At 71.6% G+C, this 21,196-nt stretch carries 19 protein-coding genes and 1 pseudogene; 6 read left to right on the forward strand and 14 right to left on the reverse strand.

Annotated elements, in window-relative coordinates; translation table 11 throughout:
* The first annotated feature begins 221 nt into the window (after positions 1-221).
* Positions 222-1,307, forward strand: a complete 1,086-nt coding sequence (locus IE274_RS11130) for a CDP-alcohol phosphatidyltransferase family protein (protein ID WP_190115500.1) — start codon at positions 222-224, stop codon at positions 1,305-1,307.
* A 96-nt stretch (positions 1,308-1,403) separates the two neighbouring features.
* Here IE274_RS11130 and yczR read toward each other — a convergent pair whose 3' ends face one another.
* Complete coding sequence (gene yczR, locus IE274_RS11135) at positions 1,404-2,864, reverse strand: MocR-like transcription factor YczR (protein ID WP_190115501.1); 1,461 nt, start codon at positions 2,862-2,864, stop codon at positions 1,404-1,406.
* Between the two features lie 374 nt (positions 2,865-3,238).
* Between yczR and IE274_RS40555 the strand changes: the two are divergent.
* Positions 3,239-3,673, forward strand: a pseudogene (locus tag IE274_RS40555) (YczE/YyaS/YitT family protein); the annotation flags it as partial.
* 37 nt (positions 3,674-3,710) lie between these two features.
* On the opposite strand, the gene IE274_RS11145 reads toward IE274_RS40555, so the two are convergent.
* Positions 3,711-5,990, reverse strand: coding sequence for an MMPL family transporter (locus tag IE274_RS11145; protein ID WP_190115502.1), 2,280 nt, complete (start codon positions 5,988-5,990; stop codon positions 3,711-3,713).
* A gap of 472 nt (positions 5,991-6,462) precedes the next feature.
* Here IE274_RS11145 and IE274_RS11150 point away from each other — a divergent pair, with 472 nt between their 5' ends.
* From IE274_RS11150 to IE274_RS11160, 3 genes are all read left to right on the forward strand, one after another.
* Positions 6,463-7,671: a S8 family peptidase gene (locus IE274_RS11150; RefSeq protein ID WP_190115503.1), complete on the forward strand. Its 1,209-nt coding sequence runs from the start codon at positions 6,463-6,465 to the stop codon at positions 7,669-7,671.
* A 131-nt stretch (positions 7,672-7,802) separates the two neighbouring features.
* The gene (locus tag IE274_RS11155; protein ID WP_190115504.1) at positions 7,803-8,354 is read left to right on the forward strand and encodes a DUF1697 domain-containing protein; all 552 of its coding nucleotides are present in this window, start codon (positions 7,803-7,805) and stop codon (positions 8,352-8,354) included.
* Positions 8,347-8,766 (forward strand): nuclear transport factor 2 family protein, encoded by a 420-nt coding sequence (locus IE274_RS11160; protein ID WP_229909458.1) that lies wholly within the window; start codon positions 8,347-8,349, stop codon positions 8,764-8,766. The genes IE274_RS11155 and IE274_RS11160 overlap by 8 nt, the downstream gene beginning before the upstream one ends.
* Here IE274_RS11160 and IE274_RS11165 read toward each other — a convergent pair.
* Positions 8,738-9,670, reverse strand: a complete 933-nt coding sequence (locus IE274_RS11165; RefSeq protein WP_190115505.1) for a transglutaminase-like domain-containing protein — start codon at positions 9,668-9,670, stop codon at positions 8,738-8,740. The genes IE274_RS11160 and IE274_RS11165 overlap by 29 nt on opposite strands.
* A 143-nt stretch (positions 9,671-9,813) precedes the next feature.
* On the opposite strand from IE274_RS11165, the gene IE274_RS11170 reads away from it, so the two are divergent.
* Positions 9,814-10,815, forward strand: a complete 1,002-nt coding sequence (locus IE274_RS11170; protein ID WP_190115506.1) for a ketopantoate reductase family protein — start codon at positions 9,814-9,816, stop codon at positions 10,813-10,815.
* Between the two features lie 48 nt (positions 10,816-10,863).
* On the opposite strand, the gene IE274_RS11175 is transcribed toward IE274_RS11170, so the two are convergent.
* The 11 genes from IE274_RS11175 to IE274_RS11225 form a co-directional block, all read right to left on the reverse strand.
* The gene (locus IE274_RS11175; RefSeq protein ID WP_190115507.1) at positions 10,864-11,400 is read right to left on the reverse strand and encodes a GNAT family N-acetyltransferase; all 537 of its coding nucleotides are present in this window, start codon (positions 11,398-11,400) and stop codon (positions 10,864-10,866) included.
* 100 nt (positions 11,401-11,500) lie between these two features.
* Entirely contained in the window at positions 11,501-12,364 is an 864-nt protein-coding gene (locus tag IE274_RS11180) for a sirohydrochlorin chelatase (RefSeq protein ID WP_229909459.1), read from the reverse strand.
* A gap of 4 nt (positions 12,365-12,368) precedes the next feature.
* A complete protein-coding gene (locus IE274_RS11185) occupies positions 12,369-13,277 on the reverse strand; it encodes an ABC transporter permease (protein WP_190115508.1) in 909 nt (302 codons plus the stop codon).
* Positions 13,264-14,055: an ABC transporter ATP-binding protein gene (locus IE274_RS11190; protein ID WP_190115509.1), complete on the reverse strand. Its 792-nt coding sequence runs from the start codon at positions 14,053-14,055 to the stop codon at positions 13,264-13,266. The genes IE274_RS11185 and IE274_RS11190 overlap by 14 nt, the downstream gene beginning before the upstream one ends.
* A 43-nt stretch (positions 14,056-14,098) precedes the next feature.
* Positions 14,099-15,229, reverse strand: a complete 1,131-nt coding sequence (locus tag IE274_RS11195) for an ABC transporter substrate-binding protein (protein ID WP_190115510.1) — start codon at positions 15,227-15,229, stop codon at positions 14,099-14,101.
* A gap of 252 nt (positions 15,230-15,481) precedes the next feature.
* A complete protein-coding gene (locus IE274_RS11200; RefSeq protein ID WP_190115511.1) occupies positions 15,482-16,834 on the reverse strand; it encodes a sulfate adenylyltransferase subunit 1 in 1,353 nt (450 codons plus the stop codon).
* Between the two features lie 2 nt (positions 16,835-16,836).
* On the reverse strand, positions 16,837-17,805 hold the full coding sequence (gene cysD / locus IE274_RS11205) for a sulfate adenylyltransferase subunit CysD (protein ID WP_229909460.1): 969 nt from the start codon (positions 17,803-17,805) through the stop codon (positions 16,837-16,839).
* Positions 17,802-18,386 carry an adenylyl-sulfate kinase gene (gene cysC, locus IE274_RS11210; RefSeq protein WP_190115512.1) on the reverse strand — a complete coding sequence of 195 codons (585 nt, stop codon included), beginning with the start codon at positions 18,384-18,386 and terminating at the stop codon, positions 17,802-17,804. The genes cysD and cysC overlap by 4 nt, the downstream gene beginning before the upstream one ends.
* Complete coding sequence (locus IE274_RS11215; protein WP_190115513.1) at positions 18,383-19,099, reverse strand: phosphoadenylyl-sulfate reductase; 717 nt, start codon at positions 19,097-19,099, stop codon at positions 18,383-18,385. Before IE274_RS11215 ends, cysC begins: the two co-directional genes overlap by 4 nt.
* Positions 19,096-19,275 carry a hypothetical protein gene (locus tag IE274_RS11220; RefSeq protein ID WP_190115514.1) on the reverse strand — a complete coding sequence of 60 codons (180 nt, stop codon included), beginning with the start codon at positions 19,273-19,275 and terminating at the stop codon, positions 19,096-19,098. The genes IE274_RS11215 and IE274_RS11220 overlap by 4 nt, the downstream gene beginning before the upstream one ends.
* A complete protein-coding gene (locus IE274_RS11225; protein WP_190115515.1) occupies positions 19,272-20,978 on the reverse strand; it encodes a nitrite/sulfite reductase in 1,707 nt (568 codons plus the stop codon). Before IE274_RS11225 ends, IE274_RS11220 begins: the two co-directional genes overlap by 4 nt.
* Positions 20,979-21,196 lie beyond the last annotated feature (218 nt).

Consider the following 21,196-nt stretch of genomic DNA (forward strand, 5'->3'; position numbering starts at 1 on the left):
GCCGACCAGGCGTGACGTAACGCTCCGTGAAGCCATTAGGTAACGGCCGGGTCATTCGGTAACGCTCGCATAACGCGGGGCTGTCCTGTCTTGCCCATGGACTTGGCCTGTCTGTTTGACCCTTACCCCCCGGCAAAGGTTGTGTCCGTCGGTGCTTGTTCCTTTCGTGAACAGCTACCTAGCGTGAAGCGAACTTCATTCGAACGCCAGGAAGTTGACCCATGTCACGACAGTCCGTGCGCCCCGACGTGCCGCCGCTCGCCGAGGTGCGTCGCATCACCCAGAAGAAGCGCGACGCGTGGTGGACGGTGATGCTCGTGGACCCGCTCGCCACGCCGCTCGTGCGGCTGACGGCGCGGTACACGAGAATCACGCCCAACCAGATCACCTGGGGCGCGTTCGTGCTCGGGCTCGCCTCGGCGGTGTGCTTCGCGTTCGGCGACTGGCGCTGGTTGGTGCTCGGCGCGGTGATCTACCACTTCAGCTTCGTCCTGGACTGCATGGACGGGAAGGTCGCCCGCCTGACCGGCACCGGTTCGGTCTTCGGCGCCTGGCTCGACTTCGTCTTCGACCGGATCCGGGTGATGGTGTGCGGGGTCGCCCTGATGGGCGGTCAGTACGCGCGCACGCACGACGAGACCTATATCTGGCTCGCGGTCGCCGTGGTCTTCCTGGACACGCTCCGGTACATCAACTCGCTGGAGATATTCAAGATCCGGCACACCATGCGCAAGCAGATCAAGGCCCGCGTGCGGGCCGCCCGCCGGGCCGAGAACGCCGCCGAACTGGCCTTCATGGAGGACCTGCTGCGGGACAACCCCGAGGCGGACGTGGAGCAGGACCTGGAGCGGGCCAAGGCGGAGGGACGGGAGGAGGCCGAGTTCGAGGCGGACGCCGAGGCTGACTCCGAGGTCACCGCCGAGGTCGACTCCGAGAGCGGTGTCGAGAACGGTGCTGAGGACGGTGGTGAGGACGGCACTCCCGCCGCGCCGGGCACCAAGCGCCGCAAGCCCCAAGTCATCGACCTGCACCAGGAGTTCCGGGGCAAGTTCCCCGCGTACCTGCGGGCACGCTCCTTCCTGCTGCGGCACCGCATCCGTACGCACCTGGTGAGCGGCATCGAGTTCCAGATGGGCGTCTTCATCATCGGCCCGCTGTTCGACGTGGTGGTCCCGGCCACCATCGTGGCCGGAGCGCTCCTGCTCGTCTTCGAACTCGCCATCGTCTACAAGCTGTTGCTCTCCACCCGCGACTTCTCGCGGACGCTGGACTCCTTCGAGCAGCGCAAGGTCACGACGGCCGCGTAAGCGCTTGCCGGACGGTGCGGTGTGGAATCCGCGGGCCGTCAGTGGCTGGCCGCGCAGTTCCCCGCGCCCCTTTCGGGACGCGTCGTACCGCGGCGTTCACGCGATCCAGTGCGGTCTGCGCCCCGCAGGGGAGGGCGTCAGGCCGTCGGTGAGCGTGGCGGACATCCGGTGGACGGCCTCGCGGAGGGCGTCCGGGGCGGTGGTGTACGGAATGCGGAGGCGCCGCTCGAAGAGGCCCGGGTCGGGGGCGAAGCAGCCGCCGCCCTCGATCCGGACGCCGTAGTCGAGCACCCGTTCCGCGAGCGCCGAGGCGACGGGCGCGCCCAGGTCGACCCAGAACGACAGGCCGCCGGACGGCAGCCGCCAGGTCCACTGGGGGAGGTGCTCGGTGAGGGCGGCGGCCAGGGCGGCGCGCCGCTCCCGGAGTTCCTCCAGGCGGCGTGGCAGGAGCTCCCCGGCGCGGCCCAGCAGGGCGAGGGCCAGGAGCTGGTCGAGGACCGAGCCGCCCATGTCGGTGGCGACCCGCTGCCCGGCGAGCTCGGTGACGAGCCGCGACGGCGCCCGCAGCCAGCCGATGCGCAGGCCGCCCCAGTACGTCTTGCTCATCGAGCCCACCGTGATGACCTCCCCGCCCGCGCCGTTCGCCGCACAGGAGGCGAACGGCGCGGGCGCGGGCACGTCGAGGGCCAGGTCGGCCAGAGTCTCGTCGACGACGAGCCAGGTCCCGGAGCGGTGCGCGGCACGCAGCACCCGGGCCCGCTCCGCCGCGGGCATGAGGCAGCCCGTCGGATTGTGGAAGTCCGGGATCAGATAGGCGATGCGGGGCACCGCCTGGCGCAGCGTCGACTCCATGATCTCGACGTCCCAGCCGCTGTCGGTCACCGGCACCGACACCGTGCGCAGCCGGGCCCGGCGCATCGCCTCCAGGGCGTTCGGGTACGACGGGTTCTCGACCAGCACCCGGTCGCCGGGGCCGCACAGCAGCCCCAGGACGAGCGTGAGGGCGTGCTGCGCGCCGGACGTCACCAGGATCTGGTCGGGGACGGTGGCCAGGCCGCGCCGGGTGAAGCGTTCGGCGACGGCAGCGCGCAGCTCGGGCAGGCCGTAGGGGTGGTAGCCGGGTGTGTGCGTGTGCTCCGCGAGGCGGGGCGTGACCTCGGCGAGCGCGTCGACGAGGACCTGCTCGGGCAGCGCGGGCGCGGCCCTGGCCAGGTCGATCGCGCTGTCGTGGGGCCGCAGGTGCCGGGTGACGCCGTGCGGCGCGCGGTCTTCCGGCAGCGCCGTCCACGTACCCGCACCCTGTCTGCTGCGTGCGTAGCCGCCCTCCCGCAGCAGGTCGTACACAGCCGTGATCGTCGCCCTGCTGGTGTGCAGGGCGGTGGCCAGCTCCCGTTCGGCGGGGAGCCGGACGTGCAGGGCGATCCGGCCGTCGAGGATCAGCGCGCCGATCGCCCGCGCGAGATGGCGGTACGCGGGCCGCGCGCCCGCCGGGTCCGGGAGCAGGGCGGCGAGTTGGCGGCTCCCCAGCGTCCGGTCCCGCGTCTCCCGCTCCGCCATGCCATTCTCCCGGGATTGGCCATGTAACAAAGGCCAATCACTCTACAGACTCGCCGTCATTGGCCTTGAGGCACGCGTCTTGAGGCAGGGGCCGTGAGGCATGGGCCTCGCGGCGCCGACGCGGCGTACGAACAGCCGACGCGGCGTACGAACATCTGTGGAGGCACCCCGGCATGCGGCACCACGCCGACAGCGGCAGCGACACCGACACCCACACCCACACCCACACCACGCCCGACACCACCCCCGACCGGCCCGATCCCCGCACCCCCGCCCCACCCCCGCTCACCTACCTCCCCCTCACCCACCGCCCCCTGCGCCGTCTGCCCCCACTCCTCCTCGGCCTCGCCCTCTACGGCCTCAGCATCGGCGTCATGGTCCGCGCCGGGCTCGGCGTCAGCCCCTGGAGCGTGCTGAACCAGGGCGTCGAGCGCCACACCCCGCTGAGCTTCGGGACCGTCAGTGCCGTGGTCGGCGCCCTCGTGCTGCTGCTGTGGATCCCGCTCAGACAGCGGCCGAGGTTCGGCACGGGCGCCAATGTCGTGGTGGTGGCGTACACGTCCGACCTCGGCCTCTGGCTGGTACCGGCGGACCTGGGCCTGGGGACCCGGATCGGTCTTCTGATGGTGGGGATCCTCGCGAACGGGCTCTCCGTCGCGGTCTACGTGGGTGCCCGGTTCGGGCCGGGGCCGAGGGACGGCCTGATGACCGGCCTGGCCGCCGCGACCGGACGCTCCATCCGGTTCGTGCGCACCCTGATCGAGATCGCCGTGCTCGCCGTGGGCTGGCTGCTCGGCGGGAGCGTGGGGGTGGGGACCGTGCTCTACGCGCTCGCGATGGGGCCCGTCACCCAGTACTTCCTGCCGTGGTGCGCGTACGGGGGGACTCCGGCGCCGCGGCCGGGGCGGTCCCGGCTGCGTCCGGCTCGTCGTGGGAGAGATCGGGCAGCCACCGCAGCCAGCGCGGCAGATACCAGTTCCGCTCGTCGAGCAGCGCCATCACGGCCGGCAGCAGCACCCCGCGGATCACGGTGGCGTCGATGAGGACGGCGGCCGCGAGGCCGACACCCATCTGCTTCATCGACTGCATGGACAGCGTCCCGAAGATCGCGAACACCGCCACCATGATGACGGCCGCGCTGGTCACCACGCCCGCGGTGGTGACGACGCCGTGCGCGATCGCGTCCCGTGTCGTACGCCCCTGCAGCCGCGCCTCCCGGATCCGCGAGACCACGAACACGTGGTAGTCCATCGACAGGCCGAACAGGATCACGAAGAGGAACAGCGGCAGCCACGCGACGATCGCGCCCACCCCCTCCGCGCCGACCAGGGACGCGCCCCAGCCGTGCTGGAAGACCATGACGAGGATGCCGTAGGCCGCCCCGACGGAGAGGAGGTTGAGCAGGATCGAGGTGATCGCGACGGCGAGGGAACGGAAGGACAGCAGCATCAGCAGGAAGGCGAAGACGACCACGAAGGCGAACACGGGCGGCACGGACGAGCTGATCTGTTCGTTGAAGTCGTGGGAGGAGGCGACCTGCCCGGTCACGGGCGCCTCGACGCCGTCCACCCGGCCGAGGGTCGCGGGCCGCACCTCGTCGCGGATCAGGGCCAGGCTCTTCGCCGCCTCGTCCTGGTCGGAGCCGCCGATCAGCGGCACGCTCAGGACGGCCACGTTCTCCTTCTTGTGCAGGGCCACCTCCACCGGCCCCTGCGACGCGCCGGAACCGACCGCCCGGGCGCGGAAGTCGGCGATGGCCTTGGTGACGGCCGGTGCGCCGATGTCGTCCGCCTTCACGACCACTTCGGCCGGCTCCGCGCCACCGGGGAACGCCTCGTTCACCCGCTCGTACGTCGCCACGATCGGCAGTGAGTCGCCGAACTCCTGGTCCAGGGTCAGCTCCTGGGTCTTCATGCCGAGCGCGGGCAGCGCGATCGCCGCGAGCACGCCCGCCGAGGCCACCGTCCAGAGCAGCGGCCGCCGCAGCACCCCGCCGACCACGGCCCGCCACAGCCTGCTCCCGCCCGCGTCCGCCCGGCCGGACCGCGCCCGGCGCCGCAGGAACGGCAGCCGCCCCTTCTCCACCCGCTCGCCGAGCAGCGAGAGCAGCGCCGGCAGGACGGTCACCGAGCCGACCATCGCCACCGCCACCACCATCAGCGAAGCCAGGCCCATCGCCTCGAAGTCGGTGATGCCGGTGAAGAGCATGCCCGCCATCGCCACGCACACCGTGATGCCGGAGACGACCACGGCCCGGCCGCTGGTCGCCGCGGCGATCCGCAGCGCCGTCTGCGGGTCGCGGCCCTTCTCCCGCTCCTCGCGTTCGCGCCGCAGATAGAACAGGCAGTAGTCGACGCCGACGGCGAGCCCGACGAGCAGCATCACCGAGTTCGCCACGTCGCTCATCGGCTGCACATGGCTCACCAGCGCCATCAGGCCCATCGTCGCCACGATCGCGGACATCGCGAGCAGCACCGGGAGCAGCGCCGCGACCAGGGCGCCGAACGCGATCAGCAGAATGCCGAAGGCCACCGGCACGGCGGAGTACTCGGCCTGCTCGAAGTCGTTGCCGAAGGCGTCGTCGAACGTCTTCTCCATGCTGGCGCCGCCGATCTCCTCGATCCGCAGCCCCGCGTCCTCGTGCCGGTCCGCCACGCCCTCGACGGCCTTCAGGACCGGGTCGATCCGGTCGCCGGAGTCGTCGGGGTCGCCGCGCAGGTCGACCTGGACCAGGGCGCTGCGGTTGTCCTTGGAGACCGTGCCGGACGTGTAGGGGGAGGTGACGGCCGAGGTCTCGCCGGTGCCTCGCACCGCCTCGACGACGTCGTCGACAGCGGCGCGGAAGCGCGGGTCGGTGGCCTTCGGTCCGTCGTCGCCGCGGGTCTGCACGAGCACCGTCTCGCCGGTGGGCTCCTCGACGCCCGCGTCGTCGGTGATCCGCTGCGCCTGGCTGGTCTCGCCCTTCAGGCCGCCCTCCGGCGCCTCGGCCCGGCCCACGGCCGAACCGACGCCCATGGCGAGGACGACGAACAGGACCCAGATGCCGACCGCCGCCCAGCGGTGGCGTGCGCTCCAGCCCCCGGCTCGCGCGGCGAAGCCCCGCACGGGTGTCCCTGCGCTGCTCATGATGGCGTCCGCCCCCCGTCGTGTGGCGGCGGCACCGTGCCACCACCTTGTTCTCGACGCTAGGGCGGTACGGCCGACGGCTCATCGTGCCCGCAGGTGACGCGCGGCCCGACCGTGGGAGGAGAGGGGCCACTCAAGCCCCCTACATCTATCGGGGACTTGGCACCTACACACACCGGGGAAGGGTCCCGAAACAGGCGTGCCGGAGCCGCTCAGGCGGATGTATACGTTCCATCGTGTCCGATCTGCCACTGCGAACCCTTTTTGTTATTACGGAACCTTGTTGAACAAGTCACAGGCGTATGAAGGTATTGATCTGCGCGCGTCATTCAGACAAGGTTTCGTCCCAACGCCCAAAGATCTTCAGTTCTTTCGGAGTTCCCCGGGCGCCGCAGCCATGGCTGCGCACGGCACGAAAAGCTTTGAATCCCCCCACATCCCCCCACAACGCACCACGAGGAGACCCCTCTTCATGGCAACTCACAAGCGTGCTCGCACGATGAAGCTGACCGCGGCGATAGCCACCGCCGCCACCGCGGTCGGCGTGACCATCTTCGCCGGATCGTTCGCAGGTGCGTCGACTCCCGCCGAGGGCAAGGTCTACGGCGCCGACGCCAAGGGCGCCATCGAGGGCAGCTACATCGTGCTGCTCGACGAGAAGGCCGACAAGGACGCCAAGTCCGACCTCGCCCAGGAGTACGGCGGCAAGCTCAGCCGCAACTACTCCTCGGCCGTCAACGGCTTCGCCGCCAAGAGCCTGACCGAGACCGAGGCCAAGCGCCTCGCCGCCGACCCGGCCGTCGGCAAGGTCGTGCAGAGCAAGAAGTTCTCGATCGACGCCACCCAGGACAACCCGCCGTCGTGGGGCCTGGACCGCATCGACCAGGCCGACACGGCCGGCGACAAGAAGTACACGTACCCCGACGCCGCGGGCGAGGGCGTCACCGCGTACGTCATCGACACCGGCGTCCGCGTCAGCCACAAGGACTTCGGCGGCCGCGCCAGCTCCGGCTTCGACGCGATCGACAACGACGACAACGCCGACGACGGCAACGGCCACGGCACCCACGTCGCGGGCACCATCGCCGGTGACGCGCACGGCGTCGCCAAGAAGGCGAAGATCGTCGCCGTCCGCGTCCTGGACGACCAGGGCTCCGGCACCACCGAGCAGGTCGTCGCGGGCATCGACTGGGTCACCAAGAACCACCAGGGCCCCTCCGTCGCCAACATGAGCCTCGGCGGCGGCGCCGACGAGGCCCTGGACGAGGCCGTCAAGAAGTCCATCGCCTCCGGTGTCACCTTCGGTGTGGCCGCGGGCAACGAGTCGAGCGACGCGAGCCAGGGCTCCCCGGCCCGCGTCAAGGAGGCCATCACGGTCGCCTCCTCGACCAAGGACGACGAGCAGTCGGACTTCTCCAACTTCGGCTCGGTCGTGGACATCTACGCCCCGGGCTCGGACATCACGTCCGCCTGGAACACCGGCGACGACGCCACCAAGACGATCTCCGGCACCTCGATGGCGACCCCGCACGTCGTCGGCGCCGCGGCCGTCTACCTCGGCGCCCACAAGGACGCCGCCCCCGACGCCGTCGCCAAGGCCCTGACCGACGGTGCCACGCCGGACAAGATCTCCAACCCGAGCGAGGGCACGCCCAACAAGCTCCTGAAGGTCGTGGAGTAATCACGGCCTGCTAGGGCAGGTCCGGCGGGTCGGGGCGGCGGTGCCCGGCCCGGCCCGCCGGATCCCGCCCCGAAGCCGGCGGTCGTCGTGCCCACCCCCACGGGGCACGGCGGCCGCCTTATCGTGTGCGCATGGCGACGAAGATCTACGCGGCCCTGCTGCGCGGCATCAATGTGGGCGGCAGCAGGAAGGTGCCGATGGCACGCCTGCGCCCGCTCCTCGAAGGACTCGGCCACAGCGGCGTACGGACCTATCTGCAGAGCGGCAACGCCGTCTTCACCGCGGACCACGGCGACGAGGAGAGCCTCGCCGCCGAGCTGAGCGCGGCCCTGGCGGTGGAATTCGGGTTCACCGTGGACGTCCTGGTGCGGGACGCGGACTATCTGCGGGCCGTGGCCGACGGCTGCCCCTTTCCCGCCGCCGCGCTGGAGGGCAAGCAACTGCACGTCACGTACTTCTCCGCACCCGTCGACGCCGCCCGGTACGCCGACATCGACCAAGCGGCCTTCCTGCCGGAGGAGTTCCGCCTCGGCGACCGCGCGCTGTACCTGTACGCCCCCGACGGCCTCGGCCGCTCCAAGCTCGGCGAGGCCCTCGCGCGCCCCGCACTCACCAAGGGCCTCATCGCCACCAGCCGCAACTGGAACACCGTCTCCAAGCTCGTGGAGCTGACCGATGCCTGACACGCCCGCCCCACCCGGCCTGCCCGATCTGCCCGACCGCTCGCCCGCCGTCGAGGCCGCCATCGAGAACGAGCTGCGGCTGCTCGACCCGGAAGTACGGGCCTCGCCCGCGCTGTTCGGCGCACTCCTGCACCCGGAGTTCACCGAGTTCGGCGCGTCCGGGGCCCGCTGGGACCGCGAGTCGATCGTCAAGGTGCTCACCGCCCGGCCCGAGCCGGGCGGCCGCCCCACCACGACCTCCCGCATGCGGGGCGTCCAGGTCGCCGAGGGCGTCGTGCACCTGACCTTCGACACCGACACCAACGGCCGCCTGGCGCACCGCAGTTCCCTGTGGCGGCGCACCGACGACGGCTGGCTGCTCTGGTTCCATCAGGGCACCCCGTTCACCCCCGAGCCGCCCCCGACAGGCTGACCGTGCGCACCCCGCAGTACGTGGTGTGCGACACGACCTCGGCCGGGACGGCCAGGCGCGGATCCGCGAGCAGGCGGCGCACCCCGTCCGGCCGCCGGGCGTCCGGCGCCCGCCCGGCGGCCTCGGTGACCGCGGCCACCTCGTCGAGCAGCGCGAGCTCCGCGTCCGTGACCTCCTCGTTCTCCTTCTCCATCACGCCCCAGCCGTCCCACGGCAGCGGCTCCGTACCGCCGAGCGCCGCCAGATCCGCCACCACGTCGGCGCGCACCAGGGCGAGCCCCCTGATCTCCGGGACGGTGCTCACCCCGAACGTGTCCGGGTCCGCCCGCCCCTCCCGGCACGCCCGCCACGCGGTCCCGGCCACCACGAACTGATCACGTGGTACGTCCATGGGGTCGAAGGAGATGTCGTACAGACCGCTGCCCAGCGTGACCTCCACCAGGAGCTGCGCGTCCGCGACGACCCAGCCGCGCCCGGCCGTCCAGAACTCGGTCACCCAGTGGTTGTCGTGGAACCCCGGCTGGAAGTACGTGCCGTAGCCGCACCGCAGCCGTGCCGGGGTGCCGGTCGCCCGCAGCAGCGAGCACAGCAGCAGCGCGAAGTCCCGGCAGGTGCCGACGAATCGCGCCGCGGGCTCCCGGGGCTCGGTCAGCGGGGTGGTGCCGCGCTCGGCCAGGATGCGCAGGAGATCGGCGGCGTACCGCGACTCGGCGTCCTCGTTCATGCGCTCCTCGGGCACCGCGTAGCCGAACCTGTCGCCCTCCTCGCGGTGCAGGACGACGCCGCGCACGAGGGCGCCGAGCGCGGCGGGGTCGCGGGGGAGCGGGGTGGCGCCGAGGAGGGAGTCGAGGCGGGGGCCCGGGGCGGTGTACGGGCTCTGGGTCAGGTAGTCGTCGCTGTCCATGGCGGGAGCGTGAAGTCTGCCCCTGGGGCAAGGTCAAGGCTGCGGAGGCGGGGTTCGGACCTCGGACGACAGGACCTGGAGGGCAAGGTCAAGATACGGAAAGATCTTGACCGTTCACCTGTTCGCTGTGCGAGGCTCGCGTCATGCGCTACATCATCATCGGAGCGGGGGCCATCGGCGGCAGCGTCGGCGGGCGCCTCGCCGAGGCGGGGCACGAGGTCGTCCTGGTCGCGCGCGGCGCGCACCACGAGGCGCTGCGGGAGCGCGGGCTCACCCTCAGGACGCCCGACGGCACCCGCACCCACCGGCCGCCCGTCGTCCAGGACCCCGCCGAACTCGGCGAACTGCGCGCCGACGACGTCCTCGTCCTCGCCGTGAAGACCCAGGACGCCGAAGCCGCCCTCACCGCCTGGAGCACCCGGCCCGTCGCGGGCGGCGGCACCGCCGCCGAGGCGCTGCCGCTGATCTGCGCGCAGAACGGCGTCGAGAGCGAGCGGATGGCGCTGCGCCGCTTCCGCCGCGTGTACGGCATGTGCGTGTTCCTGCCCGCCACGTACGTCGAACCCGGCACCGTCTCCGCCGCCGGTGCCCCCTGCACGGGCATCCTGCACCTCGGCCGCTATCCGGCGGGCACCGACGACACCGCGCGCCGCGTCGCCGCCGACCTGGAGAGCGCCAAGCTGCTCGCGCCCGTGGTCGCCGACGTGCTGCGCTGGAAGTACGGCAAGCTCCTCGCCAACCTCGCCAACGCCGTCGAGGCGCTGGTGGGACCCCTCACCGACGAGGACGCCGTCGCCCTCTACCGGCGCGCCCGCGCCGAGGGCGAGGCGGTGCTGGCCGCCGCGGGGGTCGACGCGGTCGGCGAGCAGGAGCAGCGGGAGAGCCGCGGAGACCGCGTCACGCTCGAACCGCTCCCCGGCGCCACGCGCGGGGGCGGCTCTTCGTGGCAGAGCCTCAGCCGGGGGACCGGCACGATCGAGGCCGACTATCTCAACGGGGAGATCGCGCTGCTGGGGCGGCTGCACGGGGTTCCGACGCCGGTGAACGACGTGCTGCAGAGGCTGGCGAACGAGTTCGCGCGGGAGCGTCGGGAGGCCGGGTCGATGGCGGTGGGGGAGTTGGCGGCGCTGGTGGACAAGGGGTAGGGGCTGCCCGGTGGGCCGCTTGAAGGGCGGGGGCTTTGGGCGGCTGTTTTACGTCGGCCAGTGTTCCGCTCGTGACGTGAACTGGAGCGTCGTGCTCCCGTCGTCCTCCCGCACCTCGCGGCTCTGCGTGTAGCCGAGCCGCTTCAGGACCGCCACGGACGGCGTGTTCAGCGCGTCGACGGTGGCGTGCACCTCGGCCAGGCCGAGCGCGCGGTGCCCGTGGTCGGTGAGCAGCCGCGCCAGCTCCGTGCCGAGGCCGAGGCCCCAACTGTCCCGGGACAGCCCGTACACGATCTCCTGCCCGTCCAGCCACGGCTCGGGCGACGGCTTGATCTCCGCGTGCCCCGCGTACCGGCCCTCGTGCCGCACCGCCCACACCGGGAAGCGCTTCTCCGCGTACACCAGGCGGAACAGCCGCGCGAACAGCGCCCGGTCCTCGTCCGCGCTGCGCATCCCCTCGCCGAACCAGCTGCCCACGGCCTCGTCCTGGAACAGCGCCACGAAGTCCGACTCGTCGGACGCGACATAGGCGGAGAGCACGAGGCGCTCGGACCTCAGTTCGGGGGAGGACGGCTCGGACGTCATCCGCGAGACGGTATTGGGGGGTGGGGGCCACCGCAAGCGGTTTCTGGCCGGGGGCCTGGGCAAGATCAGGTCAGGGTGACCCCGTGTCCCTCTCGGGGTGTCAGCCCGCTGCCGACAGCGGGGGGTGCCACCCTGGCTGCGGCGGTGCCGTGATGTTCCCCGTACGGGTGGGCGGGTGGGAAAGATCCGCCGCGAAGCGGCGGCACGAGTCGAAGCGGTCCAGGAGGAGGCGGGCGACCAGCGGGGAGTCCCCCAGCACGTCCGCGAGGACGTCCGCCTCGGCCGCGCCCCGGGCTATCCGGTCGGGCAGAAAGCCCGGGGCCAGGACGTACGGCGCTACGGCCACCCGGCGCACCCCGGGCGTCCCCCGCAGCAGGCGCACCGCCTGTTCCGTGCGGGGAAGAGTCGCGGAGGCGAACGCAGGCCGCACGGCGCACCAACCGGTGTGCCGCCACTCCCGCGCGATTTCAGCGATCACTGCGATCGCCTCCGGGTCGGTGGAGCCCGCCGAGGCCAGGACGACCCCGGTCGTGGGCTTGTCGGCGGGGTCGAGCCCCGCCTCGTACAGCCGTGTCTCCAGCGCCGCGAGCAGCAGCGGCGAGGGCCCGAGCACCCCCGCCTGCCGTACCCGCAGGCCCGGCGGCGCCGCCCGCAGCACCGCCGGGATGTCGGCCTTGGCGTGGAAGGCGCGGGTGAGCAGCAGGGGCAGGGCGACGACGTCCCGTACCCCCTCCTCGGCGAGGGAGTCGAGCACGGCGGGCACCGAGGGGGTGTTGAAGTCCAGGAAGCCCACCTCGACGCGCAGGCCGGGGCGCAGGCGGCGGACGGTGCTCAGCAGGTCCCGTACCGTCGCGGCGTGCCGCGGGTCGCGGCTGCCGTGGGCGACGACCAGCAGGACGGGCCGGGGCGCATGCGGCGCCCGGGGCGTCCGTGCGGGGCGGGGGGTGCGGGGTGCGGGGTGCATGGGATCAGCTCTTCACCAGCAGGCCGCGGCTGCGCAGCACCCACCGCTCCAGGGGACTGAAGATGAGCAGGTCGATGGCGATGCCGACGATCAGGATGAGCAGGATGGCGAGGAAGACCTGGGACATGCTGCTGTTGGTGCGGCCCGCTTCGAGGAGCTGGCCGAGGCCGATGCCCAGGTCGGGGGATTGCGCGATGATCTCCGCGGCCATCAGGGAGCGCCAGGAGAACGCCCAGCCCTGCTTCAGGCCCGCCACGTAACCGGGCAGCGCCGCGGGCATGACGATGTGCCAGGCGCTGCGCAGCCCCTGCGCGCCGAGGGTGCGGCCGGCCCGCAGGAACAGCGGCGGGATCTGGTCGACGCCCGCGACCAGGCCGTTGGCGATGGAGGGGACCGCGCCGAGCAGGATCACCGCGTACATCATGGAGTCGTTGAGGCCCAGCCAGATCACCGCGGGCGGCACCCACGCCACCGAGGGCAGCGACTGCAGGCCGGACAGGATCGGGCCGATGGCCGCCCGCACGAAGCGGATCCGCGCCACGATCAGGCCGAGCGGGGTGCCGATGGCGAGGGCCATCAGGAAGCCGAACAGGCCGCGCTCGACGCTGGTCCAGATGTAGTCGAGCAGGATGCCCTGCCGCCAGGCCGCCTCGACCTCGTCCCACACCGCCGATGGGGCGGGCAGCTTGTAGTCGTCGGTGACCTTCGCCCAGACCAGGATCTGCCAGACCACGAGGACGAGGACCACGGCGGTGACCGGCGGCAGGACCTTCTGGACCAGGGTCTCGCGCAGCGGGGTGCGCCGCGTCTGGACGGTGTCGAGCGCGTCCAGGCCCGCCTCCAGACCGGCCAGGTCGTGCGCGTCCGCCGGGCCGCCCGTCTTGGCGGGCGTCGTCGTGTCAGTGCTGCCCATGGCGGCGGATCTCCCCACGCAGTTGTTCGGTGATCTCGACGGAGAGCTCCGCCACGGCCGCGTCCTCGATGCGCCGCGGCTGGTCGATGTCGACGTTCCACTCGCGCGCCACCCGGCCGGGCCGGGACGAGAGCAGCACGACGCGCTGGGCGAGCCGTACCGCCTCGCGGACGTTGTGCGTGACGAACAGGACCGAGACGCCGGTCTCGCGCCAGATGCGCATCAGCTCGTCGTGCAGGACGTCCCGGGTGATGGCGTCGAGCGCGGCGAACGGCTCGTCCATCAGCAGGAGCTGGCTGTCCTGGGCGAGCGCGCGGGCCAGCGCGACGCGCTGGCGCATGCCGCCGGACAGCTCGTGCACCCGCTTGCCGTGCGCGCCCTGGAGGCGGACGAGAGTGAGCAGTTCCTCGGCCCTGGGCCGCCGTTCGGCCTTCGGTACGCCCCGCAGCCGCAGGGCCAGCTCGATGTTCTTGCCCGCGGTCAGCCACGGGAACAGCGCGTGCTCCTGGAACATCAGGGCGGGCCGCCCGTCGGTGGCGATGGTGCCCGCGGTGGGCCGGTCGAGCCCGGCCGCGAGGTTCAGCAGCGTCGACTTGCCGCACCCGGAGGCTCCCAGGAGGGTGACGAACTCGCCGCGCGCGACGTCGAGCGTGATGTCGTCGAGGACGAGCTGCTGCCCCGCCGGTGTGGCGAAGGACTTCGAGACGTGCTCGATGCGGGCTGCGACATCGCGCGTTCCGGCCTCGCCGCCGATGGTCTTGACGAGCGTGGTGGCCATGGTCGTCACCTCCTGGGATCCCTGAACTGGCTCTGGGTTGCGACTACTTGACGCCGAGTCCGGCGTCGTCGACCGCGGGCCTGCCCGCTGCCTTCAGGACCTTGCCGAGCGGCTTCAGGTCGTAGATGCCCTTCAGGTCGGGCTCCTCGAGGAGGCCCGCCCTGACCGCGTGGTCGGCCTCGGTGTCGAGCGTCGCGGCCAGCGGGTCGTCGGTGAACTGGATCGACTTCCAGGCAGGGTCGATGACCTCGGGCGGCAGCGCCTTGCCGGAGAGCTGCTTCAGCTTGGCGTTGGCCGCCGCCTTCGCCTTCTCCGGGTTCTCCTTGATGAACTGGTTCGTCTTCACCGAGCCCCGGAGCACCGCCTCGACGACCTTCGGGTGCTTCTTCAGGAACTCCTGCGACACGATGATGTTGGTGATCACGAACTTCTTGTCCGGCCACAGGTCGGACTCGTCCAGGAGCACCTTGCCGCCCTCGGCGACCAGCTTGGACGCGGTCGGCTCCGGCACCCAGGCGCCGTCGATCGAGCCGGACTTGTACGCGTCCGGGGTGATCTTGTTGTCGGTGCGGACCACCGACACATCGCCCTTGCCGCTCTGTGCGTCGACCTTCCAGCCCTTCTCCCGCACCCAGTTGAGGAAGGCCACGTCCTGGGTGTTGCCGAGCTGCGGCGTCGCGATCTTCTTGCCCTTGACGTCGTCGAGGGACTTGACCTTCTTGGGGTTCACCACGAGCTTCACGCCGCCGGACGCCGAACCGCCGATGATGCGCAGGTTCTCGCCCTCGGACCTGGTGTAGCCGTTGATGGCCGGGGACGGGCCGATCCAGCCGATGTCGATGGACTTCGAGTTCAGCGCCTCGATCTCCGAGGGACCGGCGTTGAACTGCGCGTACGACGCCTTGGTGCCGCCCAGCTCCCGCTGCAGGATGCCCTCCTGGTCGCCCACCAGGGCCGTGCCGTGGGTGAGGTTCGGGAAGTATCCGATCTTCACCGTGTCCAGGCCCTCGATCTTCTTCGCGTTGGCGGCGATCTTGGCCTTGCCGCTGTCGTTCGAGTCGGACTCCGAGCCGTAGCCGCAGGCGGAGAGGGTCAGCGCGAGCAGGGGGAGCACGGCGGCGGCGCCGAGGGCGCCGCGACGGCGGACGGTGCGGGACGAGCGGTAGGCGAGCACGGGAGGGGTTCCTCTCGTTGGCCCGGCGGTCACAGCCTCAACGGCGTGGCCGGGAGAATGTCGGCGGATCTTCGACTGCGTGCGAAGGGACGGCGGGGGGCGTGGGCGCGCGAGCGGTGCGCGTGCACCTCTCCCGCCGAGGGCGTCACGCCGCACATCGCCCGACCCCGCCCTGCCCGCTGCCGAGCGCGCCGCTGCCGACGCGTCCGCCCTCCTTGGCGAACGTCGCGTACACATCGATGGCCGTCATGGTCAGAAGTCCCAGCCCTCGTCGTCCGCCGCCGCGTGGGCGTCCTCGGCCTTGGCGAAGGCCTCGCCCGCCATGCCCGCGGCGAGCGTCGTGCCGTCCGCCGGGTCGATGAGCAGGAACGAGCCGGTGCGGCGCGAGTCGGCGTACGCGTCGAGCGCGAGCGGCTCCGCGGTGCGCACCAGGACCCGGCCGATGTCGTTGGCCACGAGCTGCCCCGGGTTCGGATGCTGGGACAGGTCGTCCAGGGTGAGCCGGGACGGGATCTGCTTCACGATGGCCTTGACCGTGCGGGTGGTGTGCTTGAGCAGCACCCGCTGGCCCACGGTGAGCGGGGTGTCCGCCACGTGGCAGACGGTGGCCGCGATGTCCTGGGTCGTCGGCGGCGTATCAGTGCTCGGGACGATCAGATCACCCCGTGAGACGTCGATGTCGTCCTCCAGGAGCACGGTCACAGACTGCGGGGTCCACGCCACGTCCACGGACGTGCCGAGCAGGTCGATGCCCGCGACCTTCGAGGTCCGCCCCGACGGCAGCACCGTGACCGGCTCGCCGACCCGGAAGGTGCCCGCGGCGATCTGGCCCGCGTACCCCCGGTAGTCCGGGTGCTCGGCGGTCTGCGGCCGGATCACGTACTGCACCGGCAGGCGCGCGTGGCAGCTCGTCAGGTCGTGGCTGACGGGCACGGTCTCCAGGTGCTCGAGGACCGTCGGGCCGCCGTACCAGTCCATGTTCGAGGACGGCTCGACCACGTTGTCCCCGGTGAGGGCGGAGATGGGGATCGCGGTGATCTCCGGGACGCCCAACTCGCCCGCGTACGCGGTGAATTCCTCCGCGATCTCCGCGAACACCGGCTCCGCGTACGCGACCAGGTCCATCTTGTTCACGGCGAGCACCACGTGCGGCACGCGGAGCAGGGCCGCGACGGCGGCGTGCCGGCGGGTCTGCTCGATGACGCCGTTGCGGGCGTCGACGAGGACCACGGCCAGGTCGGCCGTCGAGGCGCCGGTGACCATGTTGCGGGTGTACTGCACATGGCCCGGGGTGTCGGCGAGGATGAAGCGGCGCCGGGGCGTGGCGAAGTAGCGGTACGCCACGTCGATGGTGATGCCCTGCTCCCGCTCGGCGCGCAGGCCGTCGGTGAGCAGCGCCAGGTCGGGGCCCTCGGCGCCGCGGCTGCGGGAGGCGTGCTCGACGGCCTCCAGCTGGTCGGCGAGGACCGACTTGGAGTCGTGCAGGAGGCGGCCGACGAGGGTGGACTTGCCGTCGTCGACGGAGCCCGCGGTGGCGAACCGCAGCAGCGTGGTCGCGGACAGACCGGCGAGTTCCCCGGCGGCGTGGTCGGTGATGCTGGTCATGGCTAGAAGTACCCCTCGCGCTTGCGGTCTTCCATCGCGGCCTCGGAGAGCTTGTCGTCGGCGCGGGTCGCGCCGCGCTCGGTGAGCCGGGACGCGGCGATCTCGGTGATCACGGCGGCGAGCGTCGTCGCGTCGGAGTCGACGGCGCCCGTGCAGGACATGTCGCCGACCGTGCGGTAGCGCACCTGGCGCCGCACCACGTCCTCGCCGTCCTTCGGGCCGCCCCACTCGCCCGCGGTCAGCCACATCCCGGAGCGCTGGAAGACGTCCCGCTCGTGCGCGAAGTAGATCTCCGGCAGCTCGATGGACTCGCGGGCGATGTACTGCCAGACGTCCAGCTCCGTCCAGTTGGACAGCGGGAACACCCGGACGTGCTCGCCGGGGGCGTGCCGGCCGTTGTAGAGCTGCCACAGCTCGGGGCGCTGGCGGCGCGGGTCCCACTGCGAGAACTCGTCGCGCAGCGAGAACACCCGCTCCTTGGCGCGCGCCTTCTCCTCGTCGCGGCGCCCGCCGCCGAAGACCGCGTCGAACCGCTCGGCCTGGATCTTCTCGGTGAGCGGCAGCGTCTGCAGCGGGTTGCGGGTGCCGTCGGGGCGCTCGCGCAGCACACCGCGGTCGATGTAGTCCTGCACGGACGCGACATGCAGCCGCAGGCCGTGCTCGGCCACCACCCGGTCGCGGTACTCGATGACCTCGGGGAAGTTGTGCCCGGTGTCGACGTGCAGGAGCGCGAAGGGCACCGGCGCCGGGGTGAAGGCCTTCAGCGCCAGGTGCAGCATGACGATGGAGTCCTTGCCGCCGGAGAACAGGATCACCGGCCGCTCGAACTCGCCCGCGACCTCGCGGAAGATGTGCACGGCCTCGGACTCCAGGGCGTCCAGGTGCGACAGCGCGTACGGGCTGTCGCTCACCGGACTCCCCTCGGCGTCACCGGAGTTACCGGCTTCGTGAACGCTGGCGGCGGTCGTCATGCCAGACCCCTTTCGGTGAGCAGCGCGAAGACGGCTGCCGCGGACTCCTGCACGGTCTGGTCCTGGGACTCGATGCGCAGATCGGGCGACTCGGGCTCCTCGTACGGGTCGTCGACGCCGGTGAGCCCCGATATCTCACCCGCGGCCTGCTTGGCGTACAGGCCCTTCACGTCCCGTACGGAGCACACCTCCACCGGCGTGGCCACGTGCACCTCCAAGTACGCGGTGCCGCCGAGCTGGTGGCGCTTGCGGACCGCCTCGCGGCTGTCCGTGAACGGCGCGATCACCGGCACCAGCGCCAACACGCCGTTACGGGCGAGGAGTTCGGCGACGAAGCCGATGCGCTGCACATTGGTGTGCCGGTCCTCGCGGCTGAAGCCGAGGCCCGCGGAGAGGAACTCGCGGATCTCGTCGCCGTCGAGGACCTCCACCCGGTGGCCCCCCTCGCGCAGGGTCCGCGCCAGCTCGTGGGCGATGGTGGTCTTGCCCGCGCTGGGCAGGCCCGTGAGCCAGACGGTGGCTCCGGTCACGTGGGTCTCCTGAAACGTTCGCAGCGGGTGAGGAGTCTGAGGGGCCGTCATCCGTGCAGCCCGCATTCGGTCTTGGTGCGGCCCGCCCAGCGTCCCGCGCGCGCGTCCTCACCGTCGAGGAGGCGCCGGGTGCAGGGCGCGCAGCCCACGGAGCCGTAGCCGTCCATGAGCAGCGGGTTGGTGAGGACGCCGTGCTCGATCACGTACGCGTCCACGTCGTCCTGCGTCCAGCGGGCGATCGGCGAGACCTTGACCTTCTGGCGCTTCTCGTCCCAGCCGACGACCGGCGTGTTCGCGCGGGTCGGCGACTCGTCGCGGCGCAGCCCCGTCGCCCACGCGGCGTACCCGGCCAGGCCCTCTTCGAGGGGCTTGACCTTGCGCATCGCGCAGCACCGGTCCGGGTCCCGGTCGTGCAGCCTCGGGCCGTACGCCGCGTCCTGCTCGGCCACGGTCAGGCGCGGCGTGAGCGTGATGACGTTGACGTCCATGACGGCCTCGACGGCGTCCCGGGTGCCGATGGTCTCCGGGAAGTGGTATCCGGTGTCGAGGAACACCACGTCCACGCCGGACAGCACGCGGGAGGCGAGGTGGGCGACCACCGCGTCCTCCATCGACGAGGTCACGCAGAACCGCTTGCCGAACGTGGCCGCGGCCCAGGCCAGGATGTCGAGCGCGGCGGCGTCCTCCAGGTCGCGCCCGGCCTGCTCGGCGAGCGCGCGCAGCTCGGCCGCGGTCGCTGTGTCAGGCTCCTGAGCGGCTCTCATATCGGTTCCCCTCCAGGGTCGGTGCGCTGAAGTCCACGGGTCAGAAGACCGAGGAACTTCAACTGGAAGGCGCGGTTGCACGCCGCGCATTCCCACGCGCCGTGGCCCTGCTCGTTCGGCCGCAGGTCCTCGTCGCCGCAGTAGGGGCAGTAGAAGGGGGCCGCGCGCTCGCTCACGACAGCGCCTCCTCGGAGGCGCGGGCCGCCCAGGTGGCGAACCGCTCGCCGTCCTCGCGCTCGGCCTGGAAGCGCTTGAGCACGCGCTCCACGTAGTCCGGCAGCTCGGCGGAGGTGACCTTCAGGCCGCGCACCTTGCGGCCGAACCCGGCCTCCAGGCCGAGCGCGCCGCCCAGGTGCACCTGGAAGCCCTCGACCTGGTTGCCGTCGTCGTCCAGGACGAGCTGGCCCTTGAGGCCGATGTCGGCGACCTGGATGCGGGCGCAGGCGTTCGGGCAGCCGTTGATGTTGATGGTGAGGGGCTCGTCGAACTCCGGGATGCGGCGCTCCAGTTCGTCGATGAGGGAGGCGCCGCGCGCCTTCGTCTCGACGATCGCGAGCTTGCAGAACTCGATGCCCGTGCAGGCCATCGTGCCGCGCCGGAACGACGACGGGCGCACCGTGAGGTCCAGCGACTCCAGGCCCTCGACCAGCGAATCGACCTGGTCCTCGGCGACGTCGAGCACGATCATCTTCTGCTCGACGGTGGTCCGCAGACGGCCCGAGCCGTGCGCCGCGGCCAGGTCGGCGATCTTCGTCAGCACGGTGCCGTCGACGCGGCCCACGCGCGGGGCGAACCCGACGTAGAACCTGCCGTCCTGCTGCCGGTGCACACCGACGTGGTCGCGCCAGCGCTGCACGGGCTGGGCCGGGGCGGGGCCGTCGGCCAGCTTGCGCAGCAGGTACTCGTCCTCCAGGACCTGGCGGAACTTCGCCACGCCCCAGTCGGCGACGAGGAACTTCAGCCGCGCGCGGGTGCGCAGGCGCCGGTAGCCGTAGTCGCGGAAGATCGAGATGACGCCCTCGTAGACGTCCGCCACGTCCTCCAGGGGCACCCAGGCGCCGAGCCGCTGGCCGATCTTGGGGTTGGTGGACAGGCCGCCGCCGACCCACAGGTCGAAGCCGGGGCCCAGCTCGGGGTGGACGACGCCGACGAACGCGATGTCGTTGATCTCGTGCGCCACGTCCAGGAGCGGCGAGCCGGAGATCGCGGACTTGAACTTGCGGGGCAGGTTCGAGAAGGCCGGGTTGCCGACGATGCGGCGCTGGATCTCGTCGACGGCGGGCGAGCCGTCGATGATCTCGTCCTCGGCGATGCCCGCGACGGGCGAGCCGAGGATCACCCGCGGGGTGTCGCCGCACGCCTCGGTCGTGGACAGGCCCACGCCCTCCAGACGCCGCCAGATCTCCGGCATGTCCTCGATGCGGATCCAGTGGTACTGGATGTTCTGCCGGTCGGTGATGTCGGCGGTGCCGCGTGCGAACTCCTGCGAGATCTCGCCGATCACGCGCAGCTGGTCGGTGGTGAGGCGGCCGCCGTCGACGCGCACCCGCAGCATGAAGTACTCGTCGTCCAGCTCCTCCGGCTCCAGGATCGCGGTCTTGCCGCCGTCGATCCCGGGCTTGCGCTGGGTGTAGAGACCCCACCAGCGCATCCGGCCGCGCAGGTCGTTCGGGTCGATCGAGTCGAAACCGCGCTTGGAGTAGATCGTCTCAATGCGTGTCCGCACATTGAGACCGTCGTCGTCCTTCTTGAACTGCTCGTTCCCGTTGAGCGGGGTGAAGTGACCGACAGCCCACTGGCCCTCGCCACGGTGGCGGCTCGCCTTGCGCCGGGGCGCGCGGGGGGCGGCGGTCGCGGTGTCTTCAGAGTTGGCAGCCATGGGTGTATGTCCTTCACAGCGGGCTGAAAGCGGCTCTGACCTGCACACTCGCGCAGAAGGCGCGGCGGTGCGCGGGGCTGGGGTCAGAAGAGGGAATGCGGCGGTGCTGGGTTTCTCAGCTCGCCGGACACATGGCGCTGGACATGCGGCCGAGGTCGACGTGACGTCGACTCACCAAGGCGGTTCCAGCTCGAGACATGACGGAAGCGTGGCATGCG

This window comes from Streptomyces flavofungini (assembly GCF_014650815.1).
Classification (GTDB): Bacteria; Actinomycetota; Actinomycetes; order Streptomycetales; family Streptomycetaceae; genus Streptomyces; species Streptomyces flavofungini.